The sequence below is a fragment of the Streptomyces sp. NPDC051310 genome, assembly GCF_044455245.1.
In the GTDB taxonomy this organism is placed as follows: Bacteria; Actinomycetota; Actinomycetes; order Streptomycetales; family Streptomycetaceae; genus Streptomyces.
Genome location: NZ_JBITEO010000018.1, coordinates 133375 through 152938, shown reverse-complemented (window position 1 = coordinate 152938; position 19564 = coordinate 133375). Strand labels below are relative to the sequence as shown.

The following is a 19564-nucleotide window of genomic DNA, read 5'->3' as shown; positions in this document are numbered from 1 at the left end:
CTCCGACGTGAAACGGTCACCCGTCAGCTGCATACCATCACCGGAATCACCCGCAAAACGGATGATCACCCGATCCAGACGGCGTACTTCCTTCTCGCCACCGCGCTGCGCCGTAGTGCCGCGCTGCTCCCCGACGACGGCCTCGTCGGCCTCGCCGGCGTCGTCGGCGCGCTCGGCCTCGCTACTGACCTGGCTGGTCACTGAACTGGACCTCCCTCGAGACAAGGGGCCTCCCCGCCGTCAGCGGGGGAACGCTCGGGAGACGGCCTGCCGACCGGTGCTCCCAAGGCCCACCCTACGTCCGTAAGGGTCGCCTTCCCTGGACCGCTCATATGGTGGACGTGATCGTGGGACGTCCGTTTGCCCGGACTCATCATGCTTCGTCTCCCCCAGACTCCGACGTGAACGACGCTCCCGGCTCGCCCGTTCGTCCCGGGCCGCCACTGTCAAGCCTGCCGCAGGCGATACCTCTTTTCAGGTGATTTCGAGGGACGGAGCACCGGGCATGTCAGGTGTTCAGGTAGGTCAGCACCGCCAGCACCCGCCGGTGGTCCCCGTCACTGGGCGACAGTCCGAGCTTCAGGAAGATGTTGCTCACGTGCTTCTCCACCGCACCGTCGCTCACCACGAGCTGCCGCGCGATCGCCGAGTTCGTCCGCCCCTCCGCCATCAGCCCGAGCACCTCCCGCTCGCGCGGGGTCAGACCCGCCAGGACGTCCTGCTTGCGGCTCCGCCCGAGCAGCTGCGCCACCACCTCGGGGTCCAGCGCCGTGCCGCCCCGGGCCACCCGGACCACCGCGTCCACGAACTCGCGGACCTCGGCGACCCGGTCCTTCAACAGGTATCCCACCCCGCGGCTGGTGCCGGCCAGCAGCTCCGTGGCGTACCGCTCCTCCACGTACTGCGACAGCACCAGCACCCCGATGCCCGGGTGCTCCTTGCGCAGCCGGACGGCCGCCCGCACGCCCTCGTCGGTGTGCGTCGGCGGCATGCGCACGTCCGCGACCACCACATCCGGGAGGGTCCCCTGTGCCGCGAGGTCACCGATCGTCTTGATCAGCGCCTCACCGTCCCCCACGCCCGCGACGACGTCGTGCCCCCGGTCGGTCAGCAGCCGGGTCAGTCCGTCCCTCAGCAGTACGGAATCCTCGGCGATGACCACCCGGACCCTGTCCTCCGCCACGTTCACCACGTCCCCCACGCCCCTCGTACCCCTGTCAGCCGGTCTGCTCGCCGCGATCATCGCGGCCTGCTACAGCATTCCAGCATCCGGACCGCCGTGGGCGGCCTGTGGACAACCGGTGCGACGACGCCGGCGGACCGGCGGACCGGTGGACCGGCGGACCGGTGGACCGGCGGACCGGTGGACCGGTGGAGTGGCGGACCGGCGCAGTGGCGGGGTGGTGGGGCGGCAGCCGGGCCGGGTGCCGGTAGGGCGGGGGTGCCGGCAGCGCGGAGTGGCGGCCTGGCGGCGCGGTGGACCGGTGGACCGGCGGAGTGGGGCAACAGGGGCGGAGTGGCGGCACGGCGAGCGTGGGCTGAGCGCAGCCGGGTGTCAGGAGCGGCCGCGCCAGGGCAGCTCGGCGGTGATCGCCGTCGGTCCGCCCTCCGGCGAGCTCACGGCGAGGATGCCGTCCACCGCGTCCAGCCGCTCGGCCAGCCCGGCCAGACCGGTGCCCGCGTCGACCCGCGCGCCGCCCCGGCCGTTGTCCGTCACCTGGAGCATCAGCCGGTCCTCCACCCGCCACACGTCCACCCCGGCCCGGGTGGCGCCCGCATGCTTGGAGACGTTCTGCAGCAGCTCGGAGACGGTGAAGTAGGCGATGCCCTCGATCGCCGGTGCCGGGCGGGACGGCAGGTCCACGTCGACCGTCACAGGGACGGTGCAGCGGGATGCCACCGCGGACAGCGCGGCGTCCAGGCCGCGATCGGTCAGTACGGCGGGGTGGATGCCCCGTGCCAGGTCGCGCAGCTCCTGCAGCGCCGTCTTCACCTCGCCGTGCGCCTCCTCGACCATGCGGGCCGCGGCCTGCGGGTCCTCGGTCAGCTTCTCCTTGGCGAGCCCCAAGTCCATGGCGAGTGCCACGAGCCGCGCCTGGGCACCGTCGTGCAGATCCCGCTCGATGCGGCGCAGATCGGCGGCGGCCGTGTCGATGACCACGCCACGGTCCGACTCCAGCTCCGAGACCCGCGAGGCCAGCCGGGACGGGCCCAGCAGCCCTATGACCATGAGCCGGTCGACGGTCGCCAGCCCCCGGATGACCCACGGTGTGATCAGCCAGAACGTCAGCCCGAGCAGGCTCGTCAGCACCAGCTCGAAGGGCGAGTCGAGGTAGATGCTGTGTGTCCCGTCGCTGTACAGCTGGAGCCCGTCCACACCCACGTGCATCGGGATGGTCCACTGCCACAGCGGATAGGTCAGCAGCGCCCACCCGTAGGTCCAGAAGGTCAGCGACACCGCGAAGGCGAAGACAGCCCAGGGGAGGTGTACGACCGCGTAGAGGAAGTGCCGCCAGGACACACCGCTCCTGAGCACTCCGCCGACCCACGCCATCATTCCGCCGCCACCGGAACCCTTTCCCGGCCGGCTCCGCACGGGGGCGGGGTCGGCGATCTCCGCTCCCAGGAGGTTCCGCGCCCGGGTCCGCTCCAGCGCGCCGAACCCGCGGCACATCGCCAGTGCGCCGGCGAGCACCGGTATGCCCAGGAAGGTCACCAGCAGCCCGGCGCCGAGCGACGCCATGGTGACGGCGACGGAGAAGTAGAAGACGCTGAGCGGAAGGCCGAGCAGCAGGTAGGCGAACTCACGCCAGGTGCGGGCCTCGAGCGGCGCGCGGAGCGCGGCGGGGAGGCGGCGGTGCCGGGTGGTACCCGGTCCATAAGCCATGGCCATTGCTTGGTCCGTCCGTTTCTGCCGGGTGAGCTGAGCTGGGATCGGCTGGGGTGGTGGCGTCGTGTCTCCAGGCTGCCGGTTCCGCACCCAGCCCCACCATGAGGACCGTTGCCGTCTCGACCGGGGGTTTTCCCTACCGCCGGGCCGCAGGCAGGCCGGGGCGACAGGCGACAGGCGGCCGGGTTGCCGTCCGCCGTTCACCGTCTGCCGACTGCCGACTGCCGTCTGCCGACTGCCGACTGCCGACAAAGGTGTGGTGCGCGGACCGTCCGGCTGCCCGCGCCGATTGGCCGGACGGCCGGACGACAGGCGGAGCTAGCGCGCCGCCGGGTGGGCGGCCTCCCGGCGGCGCCAGGGGAGCTCGGCGGTGACCGTCGTCGGTCCGCCGGCCGGGGAGTCCAGCACGAACAGCCCGTCGACCGCTCCCAGCCGTTCCGCAAGGCCCGCCATGCCGGTTCCGCCGTCGAGCCGGGCACCGCCCTGCCCGTCGTCCGTCACCTGTATCAGCAGCCGGTCGTCCGACCGCCACACGTCGACGGCGGCCGCACGGGCCCGGGAGTGTTTGGAGACGTTCTGGAGGAGCTCCGAGACGGTGAAGTAGGCGATGCCTTCCATCGCCTCGGCGGGCCGCTCGGGCAGGTCGACGGTGACGCGGACGGGAACCGTGCAGCGCGAGGCCACCGCGGACAGCGCGGCGTCCAGCCCCCGGTCGGTCAGTACGGCGGGGTGGATGCCCCGCGCCAGGTCGCGCAGCTCCTGGAGGGCCAGCTTCACCTCCCCGTGCGCCTCGTCGACCATCGCGGCGGCCGCCTCCGGGTCCTCCAGAAGCTTCTCCTTGGCCAGGCCCAGGCTCATCGCGAGCGCCACGAGCCGCGCCTGGGCGCCGTCGTGCAGGTCGCGCTCGATGCGCCGCAGATCGGCTGCGGCCGTGTCGATGACCACGCTGCGGTCCGACTCCAGCTCGGTGACCCGCCGCTCCAGCTCGTCGGAGGGCGCCAGCAGGCTGCGTACCAACGCCCGGTCCACGGTGGTCAGCCCCCGCGTGATGTAACCGAGCACCGGCCACAGCACCACCACCGCCACCAGCGTCACGGCGAACGTCAGGATGCCCCAGGGCAGCCGGATGAAGCCGTACAGCATCGTCCGCCAGGCCACCGGGTCCTTCAGCCCCGTCCACAACCAGGGGAAGAAGCCCGCACCCAGCCGGTGCGGCAGCGGGCTGGGCTCCTCGATCCGCACGCCCAGCAGTGCCCTCGCCCTCGCCCGCTCCAAGCGGCCGAGCTGCCGCGCGCCCGCGAGGCCGGCCGCGAGCAGCGGCAGGCCCACGACGGTGACCGACAGACCCACGCCGACGCTCACCGTGAGTACCACGTAGATGAAGCCGATCAGCGCCATCGGGAAGTCGGTCAGGAGGTGCGCGACCTCTTTCCAGGCCTGTCGGCCGAAAGCCATGCGTGCGGTCATGTGACACAGCCTGCCTGCGGCCACCGGCGCGGCGCCATGGGGTTCGTAGGTGGGATGAAGTAGGGCTATCCCCACCTGAAGTGCGGCACGGCTGATCGGTGTCCGAGGCCAGGGCCTAGACTCCCGTGCGTACGGAACGCATAAGCATCACGCCGCGCGGCAGGGAGCGAGGGACACGGATATGCCGGAGACGACCGCATCGACCGTACTCGCCGTCGACTATTTCGAGAGTTACTCGGTCGTAGGCCTGCTCGCGCTGATCGGCGTGCTGTTCGTGGCCGTCGCCTTCGCGGCCGGACGGCTGCTGCGGCCGGTGGTGCCGACGCAGGAGAAGATGCTCACCTACGAGTGCGGCGTCGATCCGGTGGGCGAGGGCTGGGCCCACACCCAGGTCCGCTACTACGTCTACTCTTTTCTGTACGTCATCTTCGCCGTCGACTCCATCTTCCTGTTCCCGTGGGCGACGGTCTTCGCAGCGCCGGGGTACGGCGCCACGACGCTGGTCGAGATGTTCATCTTCCTCGGCTTCCTCGCCGTAGGACTGCTCTACGCGTACAAGAAGGGCGTCCTGACATGGACGTAACCCCTGTCGACCTCCCGGAGCCGAAGAGGCTCGGAGCTCTCTCCCGGCTCGCGCCCGAGCCGATGAAGGTGGTCCTGAACTGGGGCCGCCGCTACAGCCTGTGGGTCTTCAACTTCGGGCTCGCCTGCTGCGCCATCGAGTTCATCGCGGCCTCCATGGCGCGGCACGACTTCATCCGCCTCGGCGTGATCCCGTTCGCGCCCGGACCGCGCCAGGCCGACCTCATGGTCGTCTCGGGCACGGTGACCGACAAGATGGCCCCGGCCGTGAAGCGGCTCTACGAGCAGATGCCGGAGCCGAAGTACGTCATCTCCTTCGGCGCCTGCTCCAACTGCGGTGGGCCCTACTGGGACTCCTACTCCGTCACCAAGGGCGTGGACCAGATCATTCCGGTCGACGTGTACGTCCCGGGCTGCCCGCCGCGGCCCGAGGCGCTCCTCCAGGGCATCCTCAAGCTCCAGGAGAAGATCGCCCGCGAGTCGCTGGGTGAGCGGTACGGCCACGGACGTTCCTCCGTCGCGGAGCTGCGCAGCGGCCTGGTGCCCCCGCCCTCCCCGTCGTCCGCCCCTCCGTCGTCCGCTCCCTCCCCTTCCACCTCGCCGTCGTCCTCGCCGGGAGGTACGGCGTGACCGCCTACGACCGTCTCCCCGAAGGTGTCGCCGAGCTGTTCGGTGAGCAGGCCACCGCCGAGCACGCGTACGACCTGCTGACGGTCGACGTCCCGGCCGCCTCGTGGATCACCGCGCTGGAAACCGCCCGGGACGAGCTCGGCTGCACCTACTTCGACTGGCTGAGCGCGGTCGACGAACCGGCGACGGGCTTCCGTGTCTGCGCGCACCTGGTCGCCCTGGAGGGCCGGCAGGTGCGACGGCTGATGCTGCGCACGACCGTTCCGCACGACGCCCCGGTGCTGCCGACCGCCATCGGGGTGTACGCGGGAGCGGCCTGGCACGAGCGCGAGACGTTCGAGATGTTCGGCGTCCGCTTCGAGGGCCACCCGAACCTGGTCCATCTCCTCCTCCCGGAGAACTTCGAGGGCAATCCCCTCCGCAAGGACTTCGTGCTGGCCGCCCGCGTCGCGAAGGCGTGGCCGGGCGCGAAGGAGCCGGGCGAGTCGGAGCACGGCGGCCCCAAGCGCCGCCAGATGCTGCCCCCCGGCGTCCCCGACCCGAACGAGTGGGGCCCCCTCAAGGGCCAGCTCCCGCCCGCCCCGGCCCGCCCGGCCCGGGAACGCCCCGCTCGGGCCGCGGCCGGAGACCGCCCGGTACGCCGTGCCCGTACGGCCGCCGAGGGCTCGGCGAGCCAGGCACCGGACGCTCCGGCGGCACCGGCCCGCCGCGCCCGTACGGCCGCCGAGGGCTCGGCGAGCCAGGCACCCGCGCGCCGGGCGCGTTCCGCGAGCGAGGGTTCGGCGAGCCAGGCCCCGCAGGCCCCGGCCGAGGCGACCACGGCACCCCCGCGGCGCACTCGCAGCACGGACGCTCCCTGGAACAACCCGCGCCCCGCCTTCGAGGACACCCCGGAGCCGCCGAGGCCGGCCCCGGAGCCCCCCGCTACCGAGCCCCCCGCTCCCGAGTCCCCGGCTTCCGAGCCCCCCGCCTCCGGCACGGAAGACCGGAACGACACGGGCGGCACCAGCACCACGGACAGCCCGAGCAGCCCCGACGCCCCGGGCGGCACCAGCACCACGGACAGCCCGAGCAGCCCCGACGCCCCGGGCGGCACCAGCACCACGGACAGCCCGAGCAGCCCCGACGCCCCGAGCGGCACGGACGGCTCACCGGCCGACGGCCCCGGCACCGACGCACAGCGACGACCTGAAGGAGACGCGTGAACGACGCACTCGACGTCGCCCTCCGGCTGCTCGTCGTCTTCGGCGTGTTCCTCGTCCTGCCGCTGGTGGTGGGGCAGACCGAGCACAAGGTCATGGCGCACATGCAGGGCCGCCTCGGCCCGATGTACGCCGGCGGCTTCCACGGCTGGGCGCAGCTCGTCGCGGACGGCGTGAAGTTCGCGCAGAAGGAGGACGTGGTCCCGGCGAACGCCGACCGCCGCATCTTCCAGCTCGCCCCGGCCGTCGCCCTGCTCCCGTACCTGCTCGTGCTGGTCGCCATCCCGGTCGGCCCCAGCGAGGGGGCGGTGGGCGTACTCGTCGACGCGGGCATCTTCTTCGTGCTCGCCGTCATGGGGATCGGCGTGCTCGGCTCGCTCATGGCGGGCTGGGCGTCCGCGAACAAGTTCTCCCTCCTCGGCGGACTGCGCACCGCCGCCCAGCTGCTCGCGTACGAGCTGCCCATGCTGCTCGCCGCCGCGTCCGTCGCCATGGCGGCGGGCACCGTGTCGCTCCCCGGCATCGTCAACGCCTTCGAGTGGTGGTGGCTGCCGTGGCAGATCGTCGGCGCGCTGGTCTTCTTCGTCGCGGGCCTCGCCGAGCTGCAGCGGCCCCCGTTCGACATGCCGGTCGCCGACTCCGAGATCATCTTCGGCGCGTACACGGAGTACACCGGCCTGCGCTTCGCGCTCTTCCTGCTCGCCGAGTACGCGGGCATCGTGGTGCTGTGCGGTCTGACCACCGTCCTCTTCCTCGGCGGGTGGCACGGCCCGTTCGGCGCCGAGGGCCTCGGCTGGGTCTGGACCCTGCTGAAGACGGCCGTCCTGGCCTTCATCGTGATCTGGCTGCGCGTGAGCTACCCGCGGCTGCGCGAGGACCAGCTGCAGAAGCTCGCCTGGACCACGCTCGTCCCGCTCGCCCTCGCCCAGATCGCCCTCACCGGCATCGTCAAGGTGGTGAACCCGTAACCATGGCCCCGATCCCGGGATCCGGCCTCGCCAAGGGCCTGGCCGTCACCCTCCGCACGATGACGAAGAAGAGCCACACCGCGCAGTACCCGGACGCCCAGCCCGAGCTGCCGCCGCGCACCCGCGGCGTGATCGGGCTGTTCGAGGAGAACTGCACGGTCTGCATGCTCTGCGCGCGTGAGTGCCCCGACTGGTGCATCTACATCGACTCCCACAAGGAGACGATCCCCGCCGCCACGCCCGGCGGCCGCGAGCGCAGCCGCAACGTGCTCGACCGGTTCGCCATCGACTTCGCGCTGTGCATGTACTGCGGCATCTGCATCGAGGTGTGTCCTTTCGACGCGCTGTTCTGGTCCCCGGAGTTCGAGTACGCGGAGACGGACATCCACGAGCTCACCCACGAGCGCGACAAGCTCCGCGAGTGGATGTGGACGGTCCCGGAGCCGCCCGCGCTCGACCCCGGCGCCGAGGAGCCCAAGGAGATCGCCGCCGCCCGCAAGGCCGCGGAGAAGCTCGCCGCGGCCCGGGCCACGGAGCCCGCCGCCGCTGCGGAGCCCGCCCCGGCCTCGGAGCCCGCCCCGCCCGCCGGGCCGGCCGCGACCGCCCAGGCCGATGGATCCGCTGCCCCTGAAGCCCCCGAAACCCCCGACACCCCTGACGCCCCCGGCGCCGGCCAGGCGCGGCGACCGGCCGAGGGAGGCAGCGAGTGAGCCTCGCCGCATCCCACGGCTTCCTGTCGCCCACCGGCGTGGAGATCGCCTTTCTCCTCGTCGGCATCGTCACCCTCGGCGCGGCCGTCGTCACGGTCACCACCAAGCAGCTGGTGCACGCCGCCCTGTGGCTGGTGGTCGCGCTCGGCGGCCTCGCCGTCGAGTACCTGCTGCTGACGGCGGAGTTCGTCGCCTGGGTCCAGGTCCTGATCTACGTCGGTTCCGTCGTCGTTCTGCTCCTCTTCGGCCTCATGCTCACCAGGGCGCCGATCGGCCGGTCCCCGGACGCGGACTCGGGCAACCGCCCGGCCGCCCTCGTGGTGGCCGTCGCCTCCGCCGCCGCGCTCGTGTGGGTGGTCGTCGACGCGTTCCGCACCACCTGGATCGATCTCGACGGTCCCGCCCAGGGGTCCACCAAGGTGTCCGGCACGATCCTCTTCCGGCACTGGGTGCTGCCCTTCGAGGCACTGTCGGTGCTCCTGCTCGCGGCCCTGGTCGGCGCGATCGTCCTGTCCCGCAAGGACCGGGCGGCCGACCACGCCGACGGCAACGTCCGGAAGGGACAGCGCTGATGCATCTCGCCTATCCCGCGGTGCTCGCCGTCCTGCTCTTCTGCACGGGGCTGTACGGGGTGCTCGCCCGCCGCAACGCGATCCTGGTCCTGATGTCCGTCGAGCTGATGCTCAACGCCGTCAACCTGAACCTGGTCGCCTTCGACGTCTGGCTCCGCGACACCCTGCACGCCGGCCAGGCGCTCACCCTCTTCACCATCGCCATCGCGGCCGCCGAGATCGGCATCGGCCTGGCGATCGTCCTGATGGTCTACCGCAACCGCGGCACCTCGGACATCGACAAGCTCCGCGACAACGCCGAGACCGCGGGCGCCGACGACGCCCCGGGCCCCGACGAGAAGGCCGAGGCCACCGCGTGACCACGACGACCCTCGCCGTTCTCGTCCCCCTCCTTCCGTTCCTCGGCGCCGCCGGCGGACTGCTGCTCGGCCGGACCGCCCCCGGCTTCGTCCGGCCGCTGGCCGTCCTGCCGACCCTCGCCGCCTTCGTGCTCGCCGTCCTCGTCGCCGTACGCCAGGGCGGCGGCCGCGCGATCGACGCCGCCACCCAGCTCACCCCGACCGGCTCGGTCCCCATCGACCTCGCCCTGCACATCGACGGCTTCGCGGCCCTCACCGCCGTCCTCGTCGGCCTGGTCGCCTCCTGCGTGCAGATCTACTCGACGGGCTACCTCCGCGACGACCCGCGCTACCCCTCCTACGCCGCGCTGGTCTCCCTCTTCACCGCGGCGATGCTGCTGGTCGTCTACTCCGGCGACCTCATGGTGCTGCTGGTCGGCTGGGAGATCATGGGCATCTGCTCGTACTTCCTGGTCGGCCACTACTGGGAGACCCCCGAGGCGCGTGCCGCCTCCCTGAAGGCGTTCCTGGTCACCAAGCTCGGCGACGTGCCGTTCCTCATCGGCCTGTTCGCGCTGGCCGCCGACGCCGGCACGTTCCGGATCACCGGGATCCTCGGCGCCGTCGCCGCCGGGGGCATCGACCACCCGACGCTGGTGGCGCTGCTCCTCCTCGCCGGTGTGGCGGGCAAGTCGGCGCAGTTCCCGCTGCACACCTGGCTGCCCGACGCGATGGCCGGCCCGACGCCGGTCTCCGCGCTGATCCACGCCGCCACGATGGTCGCCGCCGGTGTCTACTTCGTGGCCCGTCTCCTCCCCGTCTTCGCCGCCTCCGCCGCCGCCCTGACCGTGCTCGCCGTGATGGCCGCGGTGACGATGGTCGGATCGGGGCTCGCCGCCCTCGCGCAGGACGACATCAAGCGCGTCCTCGCGTACTCCACCATCGGCCAGCTCGGCTACATGTCGGGTGCCCTGGCCGTCGGCGACCGTGGCGCGGCCGTCTTCCACCTCCTGTCGCACGGCGCCTTCAAAGCGCTGCTGTTCCTCGCCGCCGGCGTGATCATCCACGCAGCGGGCACCAACTCCCTGGCCGCCATGTCCCGCATGCGGGGCCTGGCCGCCCGGATCCCCGACGCGTACTGGACGATGACCGTCGCCCTGCTCGCGCTCGCCGCGATCCCGCCGTTCGCCGGCTTCTTCTCCAAGGAAGCCGTGCTGGTGGCGGCCGAGCACACGGCCCTCGGCGACCGGTCCGTCGCCCCGGCCGGCGCGGGCTGGATCGTCCTCGTCTCCGGACTGCTGACCGCCCTCCTCACCGCCGCGTACGCGACGCGCCTGTGGCTGCTGGCCTTCCGCGGCCGTGGCGCCGACGCCCCCGACCACGGCAGGCAGCCGGTCGCCATGAACGCCGTCCTGTGGGTGCTCGCCGTCCCCTCCCTCGCCTTCGGCGTGGCCGTCGTCCGGCTGGACGACTGGTTCGACGGCCACGCGCTGACCCCCACCGTCACCACCGCCGTGCTCGGCACGGGCATCGCCCTCGTCGGCGGGCTGGTCACCTACGCCGCCTGGCACCACACCAGGGCGAGGGCCGCGCGCACCGAACTCGGCGCGGTCGCCGCCCACCCGGAGAGCGAGCCCGCCGTGTCCGAGGCGGAGGCGATCGCCACGCACACCCCCGCCTACGGCGACATCGCGGCGGCCCCCGACCCCGCCGACCCCGGTCGACTGCTCCTCGGCCCGCTGCACGGCCCCGCCGCCGCCGGCTTCCGCCTCGACGCCGTCTACTCCGCCCTCTTCGTCCGCCCCGTACGAGCTGCCGCCTCCCTGGTGAGCTTCCTCGACCGCGAGGTCGTCGAGACGTACGTGCGCGGCGCGGGCAGCGGCACGAACCTGCTCGGGCGGGCCGTGCGCCGCGCCCAGACGGGCAACGTGCAGACCTACCTGAGCGTCCTGCTGGCCGGCTCCGTCGTCCTGGCGATCGCCGCCGTCGTCATTGCCAACGTCAACGCCGGGTCGTGAACCGTGATCGATATCAGCGCATCCGTGATGCAGTTCCTCCTCGCGTTCATCGTCGTCGCCCCGCTCGCCGGCGCCGTCGCGGCCCTCCTGCCCGCCCCGCCCGGGCTGAAGGGGAAGTCGCCCGACCAGGCCGTGCTGCGCCACGGCGTGACCGTGACGGGCGCCGTCCTCGTCGCCGCGGTTGTCCTCACACTGGGCTTCGACCACGACCAGCCGTCGAGGATGCAGGCCACGACGGACATCAGCTGGATCCCGGCACTGGACGTGCGGATCCACCTCGGTGTCGACGGCATCTCCCTCCCCCTCCTGGTCCTGACCGCGCTGCTGACCTTCCTGTGCGCGCTGTACAGCTACTTCAAGCTGCCCGCGGGCCCCTCCCCGAAGGCGTTCGTCGCGCTGCTGCTCGTCCTCGAGTCCGGCACGCTGGCGACCTTCGCCGTCCTCGACCTGCTGCTGTTCTTCCTGGCCTTCGAGATGGTGCTCATCCCGATGTACTTCCTCATCGCCCGCTGGGGCGGCGAGGGGCGGCGCCAGGCCGCCTGGCGGTTCATCCTCTACACGCTGCTCGGCTCGGTCGTCATGCTGCTCGGCCTGCTCCTCGTCGGACTGAAGGCCGGCACCTTCGACATGGTGGCACTCGCCACTGACAACGGCCGGGACATCAGCACGTCCGTGCAGGTCATCGCCGTTCTCGCGATCGGCATCGGGCTCGCGGTGAAGACCCCGATGTGGCCGCTGCACAGCTGGCTGCCGGACGCCCACACCGCCGCCCCCACCGTCGGCTCCGTCCTCCTCGCCGGTGTGCTGCTGAAGATGGGTACGTACGGATTCGTCCGGATCGTCCTTCCGATCACCCCCGACGGCATGCACACCTTCGCGCCGTACCTCGCCGCCTTCGCGGTCGCCGGCATCATCTACGGCTCCCTCGCCTGCCTCGCCCTCGCCAGGACCGGGGCCAAGGGCGACCTCAAGCGCCTGATCGCGTACTCCTCCGTCGGCCACATGGGCTTCGTGCTGCTGGGCATCGCGACCATGACGCCCACCGGGGTCAACGGCGCGCTCTTCGCCAACATCGCCCACGGCCTGATCACGGGCCTGCTCTTCTTCCTGGTCGGCGCGATCAAGGACCGGTACGGCACCGCCGACCTCGACACCCTCGCCGGAGCCACCGGCGCCGCGCTCTACGGCCGCGCGCCGCGCCTCGGCGGTCTGCTCGCCTTCGCCGCCGTCGCCTCCCTCGGCCTGCCCGGCCTCGCCGGCTTCTGGGGCGAGATGCTCGCCCTGTTCGGGGCGTTCGACCCGGCCGAGGGCCTCAGCCGCCCGGCGTTCCTCACCTTCATGGCCATCGGCGCCTTCGGCACGCTGCTGACCGCCGCGTACCTCCTCGTCGTCGTCCGCCGCGTCTGCATGGGCGCCCGCCCCGCCGACGACGGGCCGCCGCTCGCCGACATCCAGACGTACGAGTTCGCCGCCTGGACCCCGCTGGCCGTCCTCACCGTCCTCGCCGGCCTCTGGCCCGCGGTCCTCCTCGGCCTCACCGACCCGGCCGTGCAGAAGCTCCTCGCAGGAGGCAAGTCGTGACCGCCGCAGCCGCGAGCACCGCCACCACGGACACCGCAGCCGACCTCGTCCAGTCCGTCGACTGGGCCGCCGTCGCGCCGCCGACCATCGCCGCCGTCGTCGGCCTGGTCGTGCTCGTCGCCGACCTGTTCGTACCGAAGGAGCGCCGCCGGGTCCTCGGGTGGATCTCGATCGCCGGCCTCGCCGCCGCGCTCGCCGCCCTGGCCCCGCTGCGCAAGGGCGACCGGTCCACCTTCTGCCTCACCACCGACCCCGGCGCGTGCAGCTACACCGCCGACCACTTCACCCTCGTCATCCAGCTCCTGGTGCTCGGCGGAGCCCTGCTCACCGCCCTGCTGTCGCTGACGGACACCGAGGAGAAGCTCCCCGCCGGAGAGTTCTGGTTCCTGCTGCTCTCCTCCGCCGCCGGTGCTGCCCTGCTGCCCGCGTCACGGGACCTGGCGACCCTCGTCGTCGCCCTGGAGGTCGCCTCCCTGCCGGCGTTCGCGCTTGTCGGCCTCAAGCGCGGCGACCGCATGTCCGGCGAAGCCGCGCTGAAGTTCTTCCTCTCCTCCGTCACCGCGACCGCCGTGTCGCTGCTCGGCGTCAGCTTCGTGTACGCCTCGACCGGCACGCTGCACCTGACCGAGATCGCCCAGAGCCTGGACGACACCCCGGCCCAGCTCGCGACCCTGGCCAAGGCCGGCGTCGTGCTCACCCTGGTCGGCTTCGCCTTCAAGACCGCCGCCGTCCCGTTCCACTTCTGGGTGCCCGACACCTACGTGGGCGCTCCGCTGCCGGTCGCCGCGTACCTCTCCGTCGTCGGCAAGGCGGTCGGCTTCACCGGCCTGATCCTGGTGACCGTCATCGCCTTCCCGTCGTACGCCGACGTCTGGGGCCCGGCCCTGTCGGTGCTGGCCGCGCTGACCATGACCGTCGGCAACGTCGCCGCGCTGCGGCAGGTCTCCACGCGCGCGTGGAGCGCGGTCCGGCTGCTGGCCTGGTCCTCCGTGGCGCAGGCCGGGTACCTCCTGGTGCCGATCGCGGCCGCCGCGTACTCCAGCGACGACCAGATCGGCGCCACCGTCTCGTACGCCCTGATGTACGCCGTCGTGAACCTCGGCGCCTTCGCCGTCGCCGCGCTGGTCGCCCGGACGCACCCGCTCAACCGCGTCTCCGACTACCGGGGCCTGTACGCGGCCCGGCCGGGCACCGCCCTGGCCATGGGCTTCTTCCTGCTGTGCCTGGCCGGCCTGCCGCCCGGCATCATCGGTCTGTTCGCCAAGGTCACCGTCTTCCAGACCGCGGTCGACGCGGGCCTGGGCTGGCTGGCGGTCGTCATGGGCCTCAACGTCGTGATCGCCCTGTACTACTACCTGCAGTGGACGGCGGTCCTCTTCCGTGCCCCCGAGGCCCCGGCCGAGGCCGACGTGGCGCGCCGTGCCGCCGGGCCCGCGCCGCTGGTCCTCGCCATCGGGCTGGCGACCGTCGCGGGCGTGGCGCTGTCCGGCTACCCCCAGCTGGTGCTGCGGTTCACCGCGGCCACCCTGTTCTGATCCCCCCCTTCGAGGAGTACGACCGTGCTGAGCGGTTTCAAGGACTTCATCCTGCGCGGCAACGTCATCTCCATGGCCATCGGTCTGGCCGTCGGCGCCGCCTTCACGGCGGTCGTCACCGCCTTCAGCAACGCGTTCATCGCGCCGCTCATCGGCCTCGCCACCGGTTCCGTGGGCGACTTCAGCAAGGCGTACTTCACGGTCGAAGGGGCGAGGTTCCCCTACGGCCTGTTCATCAGCGCCGCCCTGGCCTTCGTGATCACGGCGGCCGTGCTCTACTTCTGCGTCGTCGTGCCCATGATGAAGATCCAGAGCCGCTTCAAGCGGGACGAGCCCTTCGACATCAAGGCGGCGCTGCGCGACTGCCCCCGCTGCTACGGGGAGATCCCGGCCGTCGCCACCCGCTGCCGCCACTGCACCAGCGAGGTGGAGCCGCTGCCGGAGGCGCTGGAGAAGGCCGGGCTGCCGCGCCCGCGCTGAGTCTCGTCTCACCCGGACGGACCGGCGCCGACGGCGCCCCGCCCCACCGGTGCGAGGGAACCCGCCACTCCCGCCTGGCGTTGACCAGGAGGGGAGGGTCCACTGGACGGTGGACTGGGACCAGTACCAGCAAGGGTTCCCCTGCCGCACCACTTGGAGGGCGTACCGTGCACCGCCGGCACAATGGGCTGAGGACCGCCGTACTCCTCGGGGGACTGTCCGCACTCATCATCCTCATCGGCAGTCTCTTCGGGCGTACGGGCCTGATCGTCGCGCTTGTCGTGGCGCTCGGCACCAACGCGTACGCGTACTGGAACAGCGACAAGCTCGCGCTGCGCGCCATGCGGGCCCGCCCGGTGAGCGAGTTCCAGGCGCCGCAGCTGTACCGGATGGTGCGTGAGCTGTCGACCCAGGCGCGCCAGCCCATGCCGCGGCTGTACATCTCGCCGACGCAGGCCCCCAACGCCTTCGCGACCGGCCGCAACCCGCGCAACGCCGCCGTCTGCTGCACCGAGGGCATCCTGCAGATGCTCGACGAGCGCGAGCTGCGCGGTGTGATCGGCCACGAGCTCAGCCACGTCTACAACCGGGACATCCTGATCTCCTCGGTCGCCGGCGCCCTCGCCTCCGTGATCATGTTCCTGGTGAACTTCGCCTGGCTGATCCCGGTGGGCCGCTCGGACGACGACGAGGGTCCCGGGCTGCTGGGCATGCTCCTGATCATGATCCTCGGCCCGCTCGCCGCGTCCCTCATCCAGCTCGCCATCAGCCGCTCCCGCGAGTACGAGGCGGACGCCGCGGGTGCCCAGCTCACCGGTGACCCGCTCGCCCTGGCCACCGCGCTGCGCAAGCTGGAGGCGGGCACCAAGCGGCTGCCGCTGCCCCCGGAGCCGAGGATCGAGACCGCGAGCCACATGATGATCGCCAACCCGTTCCGTCCCGGCCGGGGGTTCACCAGGATGTTCTCCACCCACCCGCCGATGGCGGAACGTATCGCCCGGCTCGAAGAAATGGCAGGTCGCCGCCCTTGAAAACGATCCTGAACCTCATATGGCTGGTGCTGAGCGGCTTCTGGCTCTTCCTCGGCTACCTCGCGGCCGGTCTGCTGCTCTGCATCACCGTCATCGGCATCCCCTTCGGCATCGCCGCGTTCCGCGTCGGCCTGTACGCCCTGTGGCCCTTCGGCCAGACGGTGGTGGACCGCCGTGACGCGGGGGCCGCGTCCTGCGTCGGGAACGTCCTGTGGCTGGTCCTCGCGGGCTGGTGGCTCGCGCTCGGCCACATCGTCACCGGGATCCTCCTGTGCGTCACGATCATCGGCATCCCGCTCGGCATCGCGAACTTCAAGCTGATCCCCGTCTCGCTGCTGCCGCTGGGCAAGGAGATCGTTCCCACGGACCGGCCGTTCGCCAGCCGTTGAGCTGCGGCGTCCGGCCGGCACCGGCGATTGTCAGTGCCGTGGTCCACCATGAAGGCATGACGGATCAGGTGCACGCACACGAGCCCGGGCGGCCGGTCACGCCGCCCGCCCGTCCGGCGCGCGCACGGCCGATACGGCCGATCCCGCCGATACGGCCGCGCCGCGCGTCCCTCGCCGGCTAGCCACGCCGGACCGCGTACAGCACAGCCCCCGCAGTCAGCACCGCCGCGCCCGCCAGGACGGACGAGACGGGCAGGGCGAAGGCGAGCAGCAGGCACCCCGCCAGGCCCGCCGCCGCCAGGACCCGGGCGGTGCCCAGCGTCCACGCCGAGGCGTTGGCGATCGCGTAGTAGGCGAGCACCGCGAAGGACGAGAAGCCGATCGCCCCGCGCACGTCCGCCGTCGCCGCCACCACCGCGACGACGGCCCCGACCGCCAGTTCCGCGTGGTGCGGCACCTGGTAGCGGGGATGGACGGCGGCGAGGGCCTTCGGCAGATGGCCGTCACGGGCCATCGCCAGCGTCGTACGGGACACCCCGAGGATCAGCGCCAGCAGCGAGCCCAGCGCCGCCACCGCCGCGCCCGCCCGCACCACCGGCACCAGCCAGCCGGCGCCCGCCGCCCGCGCCGCCTCGGCGAGCGGCGCCGCAGCCGCGGCCATGTCCCGCGCGCCCAGCACCGACAGGACGGAGACCGCCACGGACAGGTACACCACGAGCGCGATGCCCAGCGCCAGGGGAACCGCCCGCGGGATCGTCCGCGCCGGGTCCCGCACCTCCTCGCCCAGCGTGGCGATCCGCGCGTACCCCGCGAAGGCGAAGAACAGCAGCCCCGCCGCCTGGAGCACCCCGCCCGCCGTCACGTCCCCCGCCGGCTCCAGCCGCCCGAAGTCCGCCGTGCCCGACCCCAGGGAGGAGACGACCAGCGCCGCCAGGACCGCCAGGACCACCGCCACGACGGCGCGGGTCAGCCACGCCGACTTCTGCACACCGGCGTAGTTCACGGCGGTCAGCGCCACCACCGCCGCGACGGCCACCGCGTGCGCCTGCTCCGGCCAGACGTAGGCACCGACCGTCAGGGCCATCGCCGCACAGGAGGCGGTCTTCCCGACGACGAAGCCCCACCCCGCCAGAAAGCCCCAGAAAGGCCCCAGCCGTTCGCGGCCGTACACATAGGTGCCGCCCGAAGCCGGGTAGCGGGCGGCCAGCCGGGCCGACGCCATGGCGTTGCAGTACGCCACCGCCGCGGCGAGCGCGAGCCCGAGCAGCAGCCCGCTGCCGGCCGCCCCGGCGGCCGGGCCCGGCGCGACGAAGACACCGGCTCCCACCATCGAGCCCAGCCCGATGACCACCGCGTCGAAGACCCCGAGCGACCGCCGCAACTCCCTTGCCATGCGCGGCACCCTACTGAGGCCCGCAACCACTGATCGCACCGCGGGCGTCCTCCAGGACAACACCGTACGAAAGGCAGGTTCACGGCATGAGCATCATCAGCTGGATCGTCCTCGGGCTGCTGGCCGGGGTCATCGCCAAGATCCTGCTCCCGGGCCGGGACCCGGGCGGCCTGATCGGCACGACCCTCATCGGCATCGCGGGCGCCTTCGTCGGCGGGTGGCTGTCGGCGCGCTACCTGGACCGCCCCATCACCAACGAGTTCTACGACGGCGCCACCTGGGCCGCGGCCATCGGCGGCTCGCTGGTCCTGCTGATCGTCTACCGGATCCTGTTCGGCCACTCCCGCTCGCGCTGACGCGCCGGGGTCAGGCCCGTCTCCCGCAGGGTGACGTTCAGCCGGCCCGACACCAGTCCCACCGCCGGGTCGGCCGTGCCCGGATACACCTTCGGCACACCGTGGTAGGCGAAGCGCGACGGCCCGCCGAAGACGAACAGGTCCCCGGACGCCAGCTCCACGTCCGTGTACGGCCGCCCCCGCGTCCCCGGGTTGCCGAACCGGAAGACGCAGCGGTCGCCGACGCTCAGCGACACCACCGGAGCACCGGACCGCTCCTCCTTGTCCTGGTGCATGCCCATCCTGGCGCCGCCCTCGTAGAAGTTGACCAGGGCGGTGTCCGGGGCGTAGCCGTCATGGCCGCCGCCGTCCCCGTACGCCTCCCGCAGCGCCGCCCTGCCGAGGTCCCCCAGCCAGTCGGGAAACGCCGCCACGCGCGCGCCGTTCACGTCGTCGGCGGTGCGGCTGTAGCGGTACGGCTGCCAGTGCCAGCCCACGCACACCGTGCGAACGGACATCACGCCGCCGCCCGGCAGCACCGTCCGCCGCATCGGCACCGGCCCGCGCGCCCACTCCCGGCACGCCTCGACCAGGGCACGCTGCCGCTCCACGGACAGCCACCCCGGTACGTGCACCGCTCCCGGGGCGACCTCGCTCCGCTCACGCGCGGCCCGGAACGGCTCCGCCGGGAACAGCCCGGCCGCGAACGGCCCTTCGGTCATGGGGCGAGGACCCCCTGCATCCCCGGGGCCCCCGGCAGTCCCAGGGCCCCCTCCAGCCCCAGCAGCCGCTCCTTGCGCTCCAGTCCTCCCGCGTAACCGCGCAGCGCCCCGTCGGCCCCGATGACCCGATGGCACGGCCGCACGACCAGCAGCGGATTGCGCCCGATCGCGGTGCCGACGGCCCGCACCCCCGCGCCCGGCGCTCCCACGCGCGCGGCGATCTCCCCGTACGTCACGGTCTCGCCGTACGGGATGTCCTCCAGCGCCCGCCACACCCGCCGCTGGAACTCCGTACCGGCCCGGTCGGCACACGGAATGTCGAAACGCGTCAGCCGGCCGGCGAAGTACGCGGCGAGCTGTCCGGCGATCTCCTCGAACGCCTCCGGGGCGTGCCGCCACCCCTCCCGGACGACCGCGCCGCCCTTCTGCCCCGGCAGCGAGAGCGAGGCCAGCAGCGTCCCGTCGGACGTGGCCTCGCCGGCCAGCAGCATCTCGCCGAGCGGACCCCCGACGTACGCGTACACCGTCATGGCTGGTCCTGCCTTCCCTCACGCTCCATCGTCCCTGCCCCGCCCCACCAGTCTCCGCTGCCCGGCCACCGAGGGCTGGCGGGATCCGGACATGAAGCCTGAGGAGTGCCCGGCGCGGGAACGGGCGGGGGCGGACCGGCCGCCGGCGGCCGCGTCCGCCCCCGATCCGCCCGTCGGCGGGTCACGCGCGG

20 protein-coding genes and 1 pseudogene are annotated in these 19564 nt (G+C 72.6%); 14 read left to right on the top strand and 7 right to left on the bottom strand.

What is annotated here, in order from left to right; genetic code table 11:
• From ACIA79_RS24720 to ACIA79_RS24705, 4 genes and pseudogenes are all read right to left on the bottom strand, one after another.
• Window positions 1–201: pseudogene (locus ACIA79_RS24720) on the bottom strand (2-oxoglutarate ferredoxin oxidoreductase subunit alpha); the annotation flags it as partial.
• 307 nt (window positions 202–508) lie between these two features.
• Entirely contained in the window at window positions 509–1183 is a 675-nt protein-coding gene (locus tag ACIA79_RS24715) for a LuxR C-terminal-related transcriptional regulator (protein ID WP_399430503.1), read from the bottom strand.
• A gap of 372 nt (window positions 1184–1555) precedes the next feature.
• The gene (locus ACIA79_RS24710; protein ID WP_399430496.1) at window positions 1556–2893 is read right to left on the bottom strand and encodes a sensor histidine kinase; all 1338 of its coding nucleotides are present in this window, start codon (window positions 2891–2893) and stop codon (window positions 1556–1558) included.
• Between the two features lie 315 nt (window positions 2894–3208).
• Window positions 3209–4357 carry a sensor histidine kinase gene (locus tag ACIA79_RS24705; RefSeq protein ID WP_399430495.1) on the bottom strand — a complete coding sequence of 383 codons (1149 nt, stop codon included), beginning with the start codon at window positions 4355–4357 and terminating at the stop codon, window positions 3209–3211.
• A 181-nt stretch (window positions 4358–4538) separates the two neighbouring features.
• Between ACIA79_RS24705 and ACIA79_RS24700 the strand changes: the two genes are divergently transcribed.
• The 13 genes from ACIA79_RS24700 to ACIA79_RS24640 all read left to right on the top strand — a co-directional run bounded on the left by ACIA79_RS24700 (window position 4539) and on the right by ACIA79_RS24640 (window position 16393).
• On the top strand, window positions 4539–4940 hold the full coding sequence (locus ACIA79_RS24700) for an NADH-quinone oxidoreductase subunit A (RefSeq protein WP_399430494.1): 402 nt from the start codon (window positions 4539–4541) through the stop codon (window positions 4938–4940).
• A complete protein-coding gene (locus tag ACIA79_RS24695) occupies window positions 4931–5569 on the top strand; it encodes an NADH-quinone oxidoreductase subunit B (protein WP_399430493.1) in 639 nt (212 codons plus the stop codon). Before ACIA79_RS24700 ends, ACIA79_RS24695 begins: the two co-directional genes overlap by 10 nt.
• The gene (locus ACIA79_RS24690) at window positions 5566–6774 is read left to right on the top strand and encodes an NADH-quinone oxidoreductase subunit C (RefSeq protein WP_399430492.1); all 1209 of its coding nucleotides are present in this window, start codon (window positions 5566–5568) and stop codon (window positions 6772–6774) included. The genes ACIA79_RS24695 and ACIA79_RS24690 overlap by 4 nt, the downstream gene beginning before the upstream one ends.
• Window positions 6771–7739 carry an NADH-quinone oxidoreductase subunit H gene (locus tag ACIA79_RS24685; protein WP_399430491.1) on the top strand — a complete coding sequence of 323 codons (969 nt, stop codon included), beginning with the start codon at window positions 6771–6773 and terminating at the stop codon, window positions 7737–7739. Before ACIA79_RS24690 ends, ACIA79_RS24685 begins: the two co-directional genes overlap by 4 nt.
• 2 nt (window positions 7740–7741) lie before the next feature.
• Window positions 7742–8449, top strand: a complete 708-nt coding sequence (locus tag ACIA79_RS24680; protein WP_399430490.1) for a NuoI/complex I 23 kDa subunit family protein — start codon at window positions 7742–7744, stop codon at window positions 8447–8449.
• The gene (locus ACIA79_RS24675; RefSeq protein WP_399430489.1) at window positions 8446–9021 is read left to right on the top strand and encodes an NADH-quinone oxidoreductase subunit J; all 576 of its coding nucleotides are present in this window, start codon (window positions 8446–8448) and stop codon (window positions 9019–9021) included. Before ACIA79_RS24680 ends, ACIA79_RS24675 begins: the two co-directional genes overlap by 4 nt.
• Window positions 9021–9380 carry an NADH-quinone oxidoreductase subunit NuoK gene (gene nuoK, locus ACIA79_RS24670; RefSeq protein ID WP_031076541.1) on the top strand — a complete coding sequence of 120 codons (360 nt, stop codon included), beginning with the start codon at window positions 9021–9023 and terminating at the stop codon, window positions 9378–9380. The genes ACIA79_RS24675 and nuoK overlap by 1 nt, the downstream gene beginning before the upstream one ends.
• Window positions 9377–11377, top strand: a complete 2001-nt coding sequence (locus ACIA79_RS24665) for an NADH-quinone oxidoreductase subunit L (RefSeq protein ID WP_399430488.1) — start codon at window positions 9377–9379, stop codon at window positions 11375–11377. The genes nuoK and ACIA79_RS24665 overlap by 4 nt, the downstream gene beginning before the upstream one ends.
• 27 nt (window positions 11378–11404) lie before the next feature.
• Window positions 11405–12958, top strand: coding sequence for an NADH-quinone oxidoreductase subunit M (locus tag ACIA79_RS24660; protein ID WP_399430502.1), 1554 nt, complete (start codon window positions 11405–11407; stop codon window positions 12956–12958).
• Window positions 12955–14493 carry an NADH-quinone oxidoreductase subunit N gene (locus ACIA79_RS24655; protein WP_399430487.1) on the top strand — a complete coding sequence of 513 codons (1539 nt, stop codon included), beginning with the start codon at window positions 12955–12957 and terminating at the stop codon, window positions 14491–14493. The genes ACIA79_RS24660 and ACIA79_RS24655 overlap by 4 nt, the downstream gene beginning before the upstream one ends.
• 24 nt (window positions 14494–14517) lie before the next feature.
• Entirely contained in the window at window positions 14518–14973 is a 456-nt protein-coding gene (gene mscL, locus ACIA79_RS24650; RefSeq protein ID WP_399430486.1) for a large conductance mechanosensitive channel protein MscL, read from the top strand.
• Between the two features lie 167 nt (window positions 14974–15140).
• On the top strand, window positions 15141–16004 hold the full coding sequence (gene htpX, locus ACIA79_RS24645; protein ID WP_399430485.1) for a zinc metalloprotease HtpX: 864 nt from the start codon (window positions 15141–15143) through the stop codon (window positions 16002–16004).
• Window positions 16001–16393: a YccF domain-containing protein gene (locus ACIA79_RS24640; protein WP_399430484.1), complete on the top strand. Its 393-nt coding sequence runs from the start codon at window positions 16001–16003 to the stop codon at window positions 16391–16393. The genes htpX and ACIA79_RS24640 overlap by 4 nt, the downstream gene beginning before the upstream one ends.
• Window positions 16394–16571: 178 nt before the next feature.
• On the opposite strand, the gene ACIA79_RS24635 is transcribed toward ACIA79_RS24640, so the two are convergent.
• Entirely contained in the window at window positions 16572–17786 is a 1215-nt protein-coding gene (locus ACIA79_RS24635; RefSeq protein ID WP_399430483.1) for an APC family permease, read from the bottom strand.
• 86 nt (window positions 17787–17872) lie between these two features.
• Between ACIA79_RS24635 and ACIA79_RS24630 the strand changes: the two genes are divergently transcribed.
• Entirely contained in the window at window positions 17873–18142 is a 270-nt protein-coding gene (locus ACIA79_RS24630) for a GlsB/YeaQ/YmgE family stress response membrane protein (protein WP_399430482.1), read from the top strand.
• On the opposite strand, the gene ACIA79_RS24625 is transcribed toward ACIA79_RS24630, so the two are convergent.
• Window positions 18106–18843 (bottom strand): alpha-ketoglutarate-dependent dioxygenase AlkB family protein, encoded by a 738-nt coding sequence (locus tag ACIA79_RS24625; protein WP_399430481.1) that lies wholly within the window; start codon window positions 18841–18843, stop codon window positions 18106–18108. The two genes, ACIA79_RS24630 and ACIA79_RS24625, sit on opposite strands and share 37 nt — an antisense overlap.
• The gene (locus tag ACIA79_RS24620; protein ID WP_399430480.1) at window positions 18840–19373 is read right to left on the bottom strand and encodes a methylated-DNA--[protein]-cysteine S-methyltransferase; all 534 of its coding nucleotides are present in this window, start codon (window positions 19371–19373) and stop codon (window positions 18840–18842) included. The genes ACIA79_RS24625 and ACIA79_RS24620 overlap by 4 nt, the downstream gene beginning before the upstream one ends.
• Window positions 19374–19564 lie beyond the last annotated feature (191 nt).

What these genes read in the sequence shown, in the direction of transcription:
- ACIA79_RS24660 (WP_399430502.1), top strand. Translation starts at nt 11,405, where the DNA reads ATGCAGTTCCTCCTCGCGTTCATCGTCGTCGCCCCGCTCGCCGGCGCC.
- ACIA79_RS24695 (WP_399430493.1), top strand. Translation starts at nt 4,931, where the DNA reads ATGGACGTAACCCCTGTCGACCTCCCGGAGCCGAAGAGGCTCGGAGCT.
- nuoK (WP_031076541.1), top strand. Translation starts at nt 9,021, where the DNA reads ATGCATCTCGCCTATCCCGCGGTGCTCGCCGTCCTGCTCTTCTGCACG.
- ACIA79_RS24635 (WP_399430483.1), bottom strand. Translation starts at nt 17,786, where the DNA reads ATGGCAAGGGAGTTGCGGCGGTCGCTCGGGGTCTTCGACGCGGTGGTC.
- ACIA79_RS24680 (WP_399430490.1), top strand. Translation starts at nt 7,742, where the DNA reads ATGGCCCCGATCCCGGGATCCGGCCTCGCCAAGGGCCTGGCCGTCACC.
- ACIA79_RS24630 (WP_399430482.1), top strand. Translation starts at nt 17,873, where the DNA reads ATGAGCATCATCAGCTGGATCGTCCTCGGGCTGCTGGCCGGGGTCATC.
- ACIA79_RS24710 (WP_399430496.1), bottom strand. Translation starts at nt 2,893, where the DNA reads ATGGCCATGGCTTATGGACCGGGTACCACCCGGCACCGCCGCCTCCCC.
- ACIA79_RS24700 (WP_399430494.1), top strand. Translation starts at nt 4,539, where the DNA reads ATGCCGGAGACGACCGCATCGACCGTACTCGCCGTCGACTATTTCGAG.
- ACIA79_RS24705 (WP_399430495.1), bottom strand. Translation starts at nt 4,357, where the DNA reads ATGACCGCACGCATGGCTTTCGGCCGACAGGCCTGGAAAGAGGTCGCG.
- ACIA79_RS24620 (WP_399430480.1), bottom strand. Translation starts at nt 19,373, where the DNA reads ATGACGGTGTACGCGTACGTCGGGGGTCCGCTCGGCGAGATGCTGCTG.
- ACIA79_RS24625 (WP_399430481.1), bottom strand. Translation starts at nt 18,843, where the DNA reads ATGACCGAAGGGCCGTTCGCGGCCGGGCTGTTCCCGGCGGAGCCGTTC.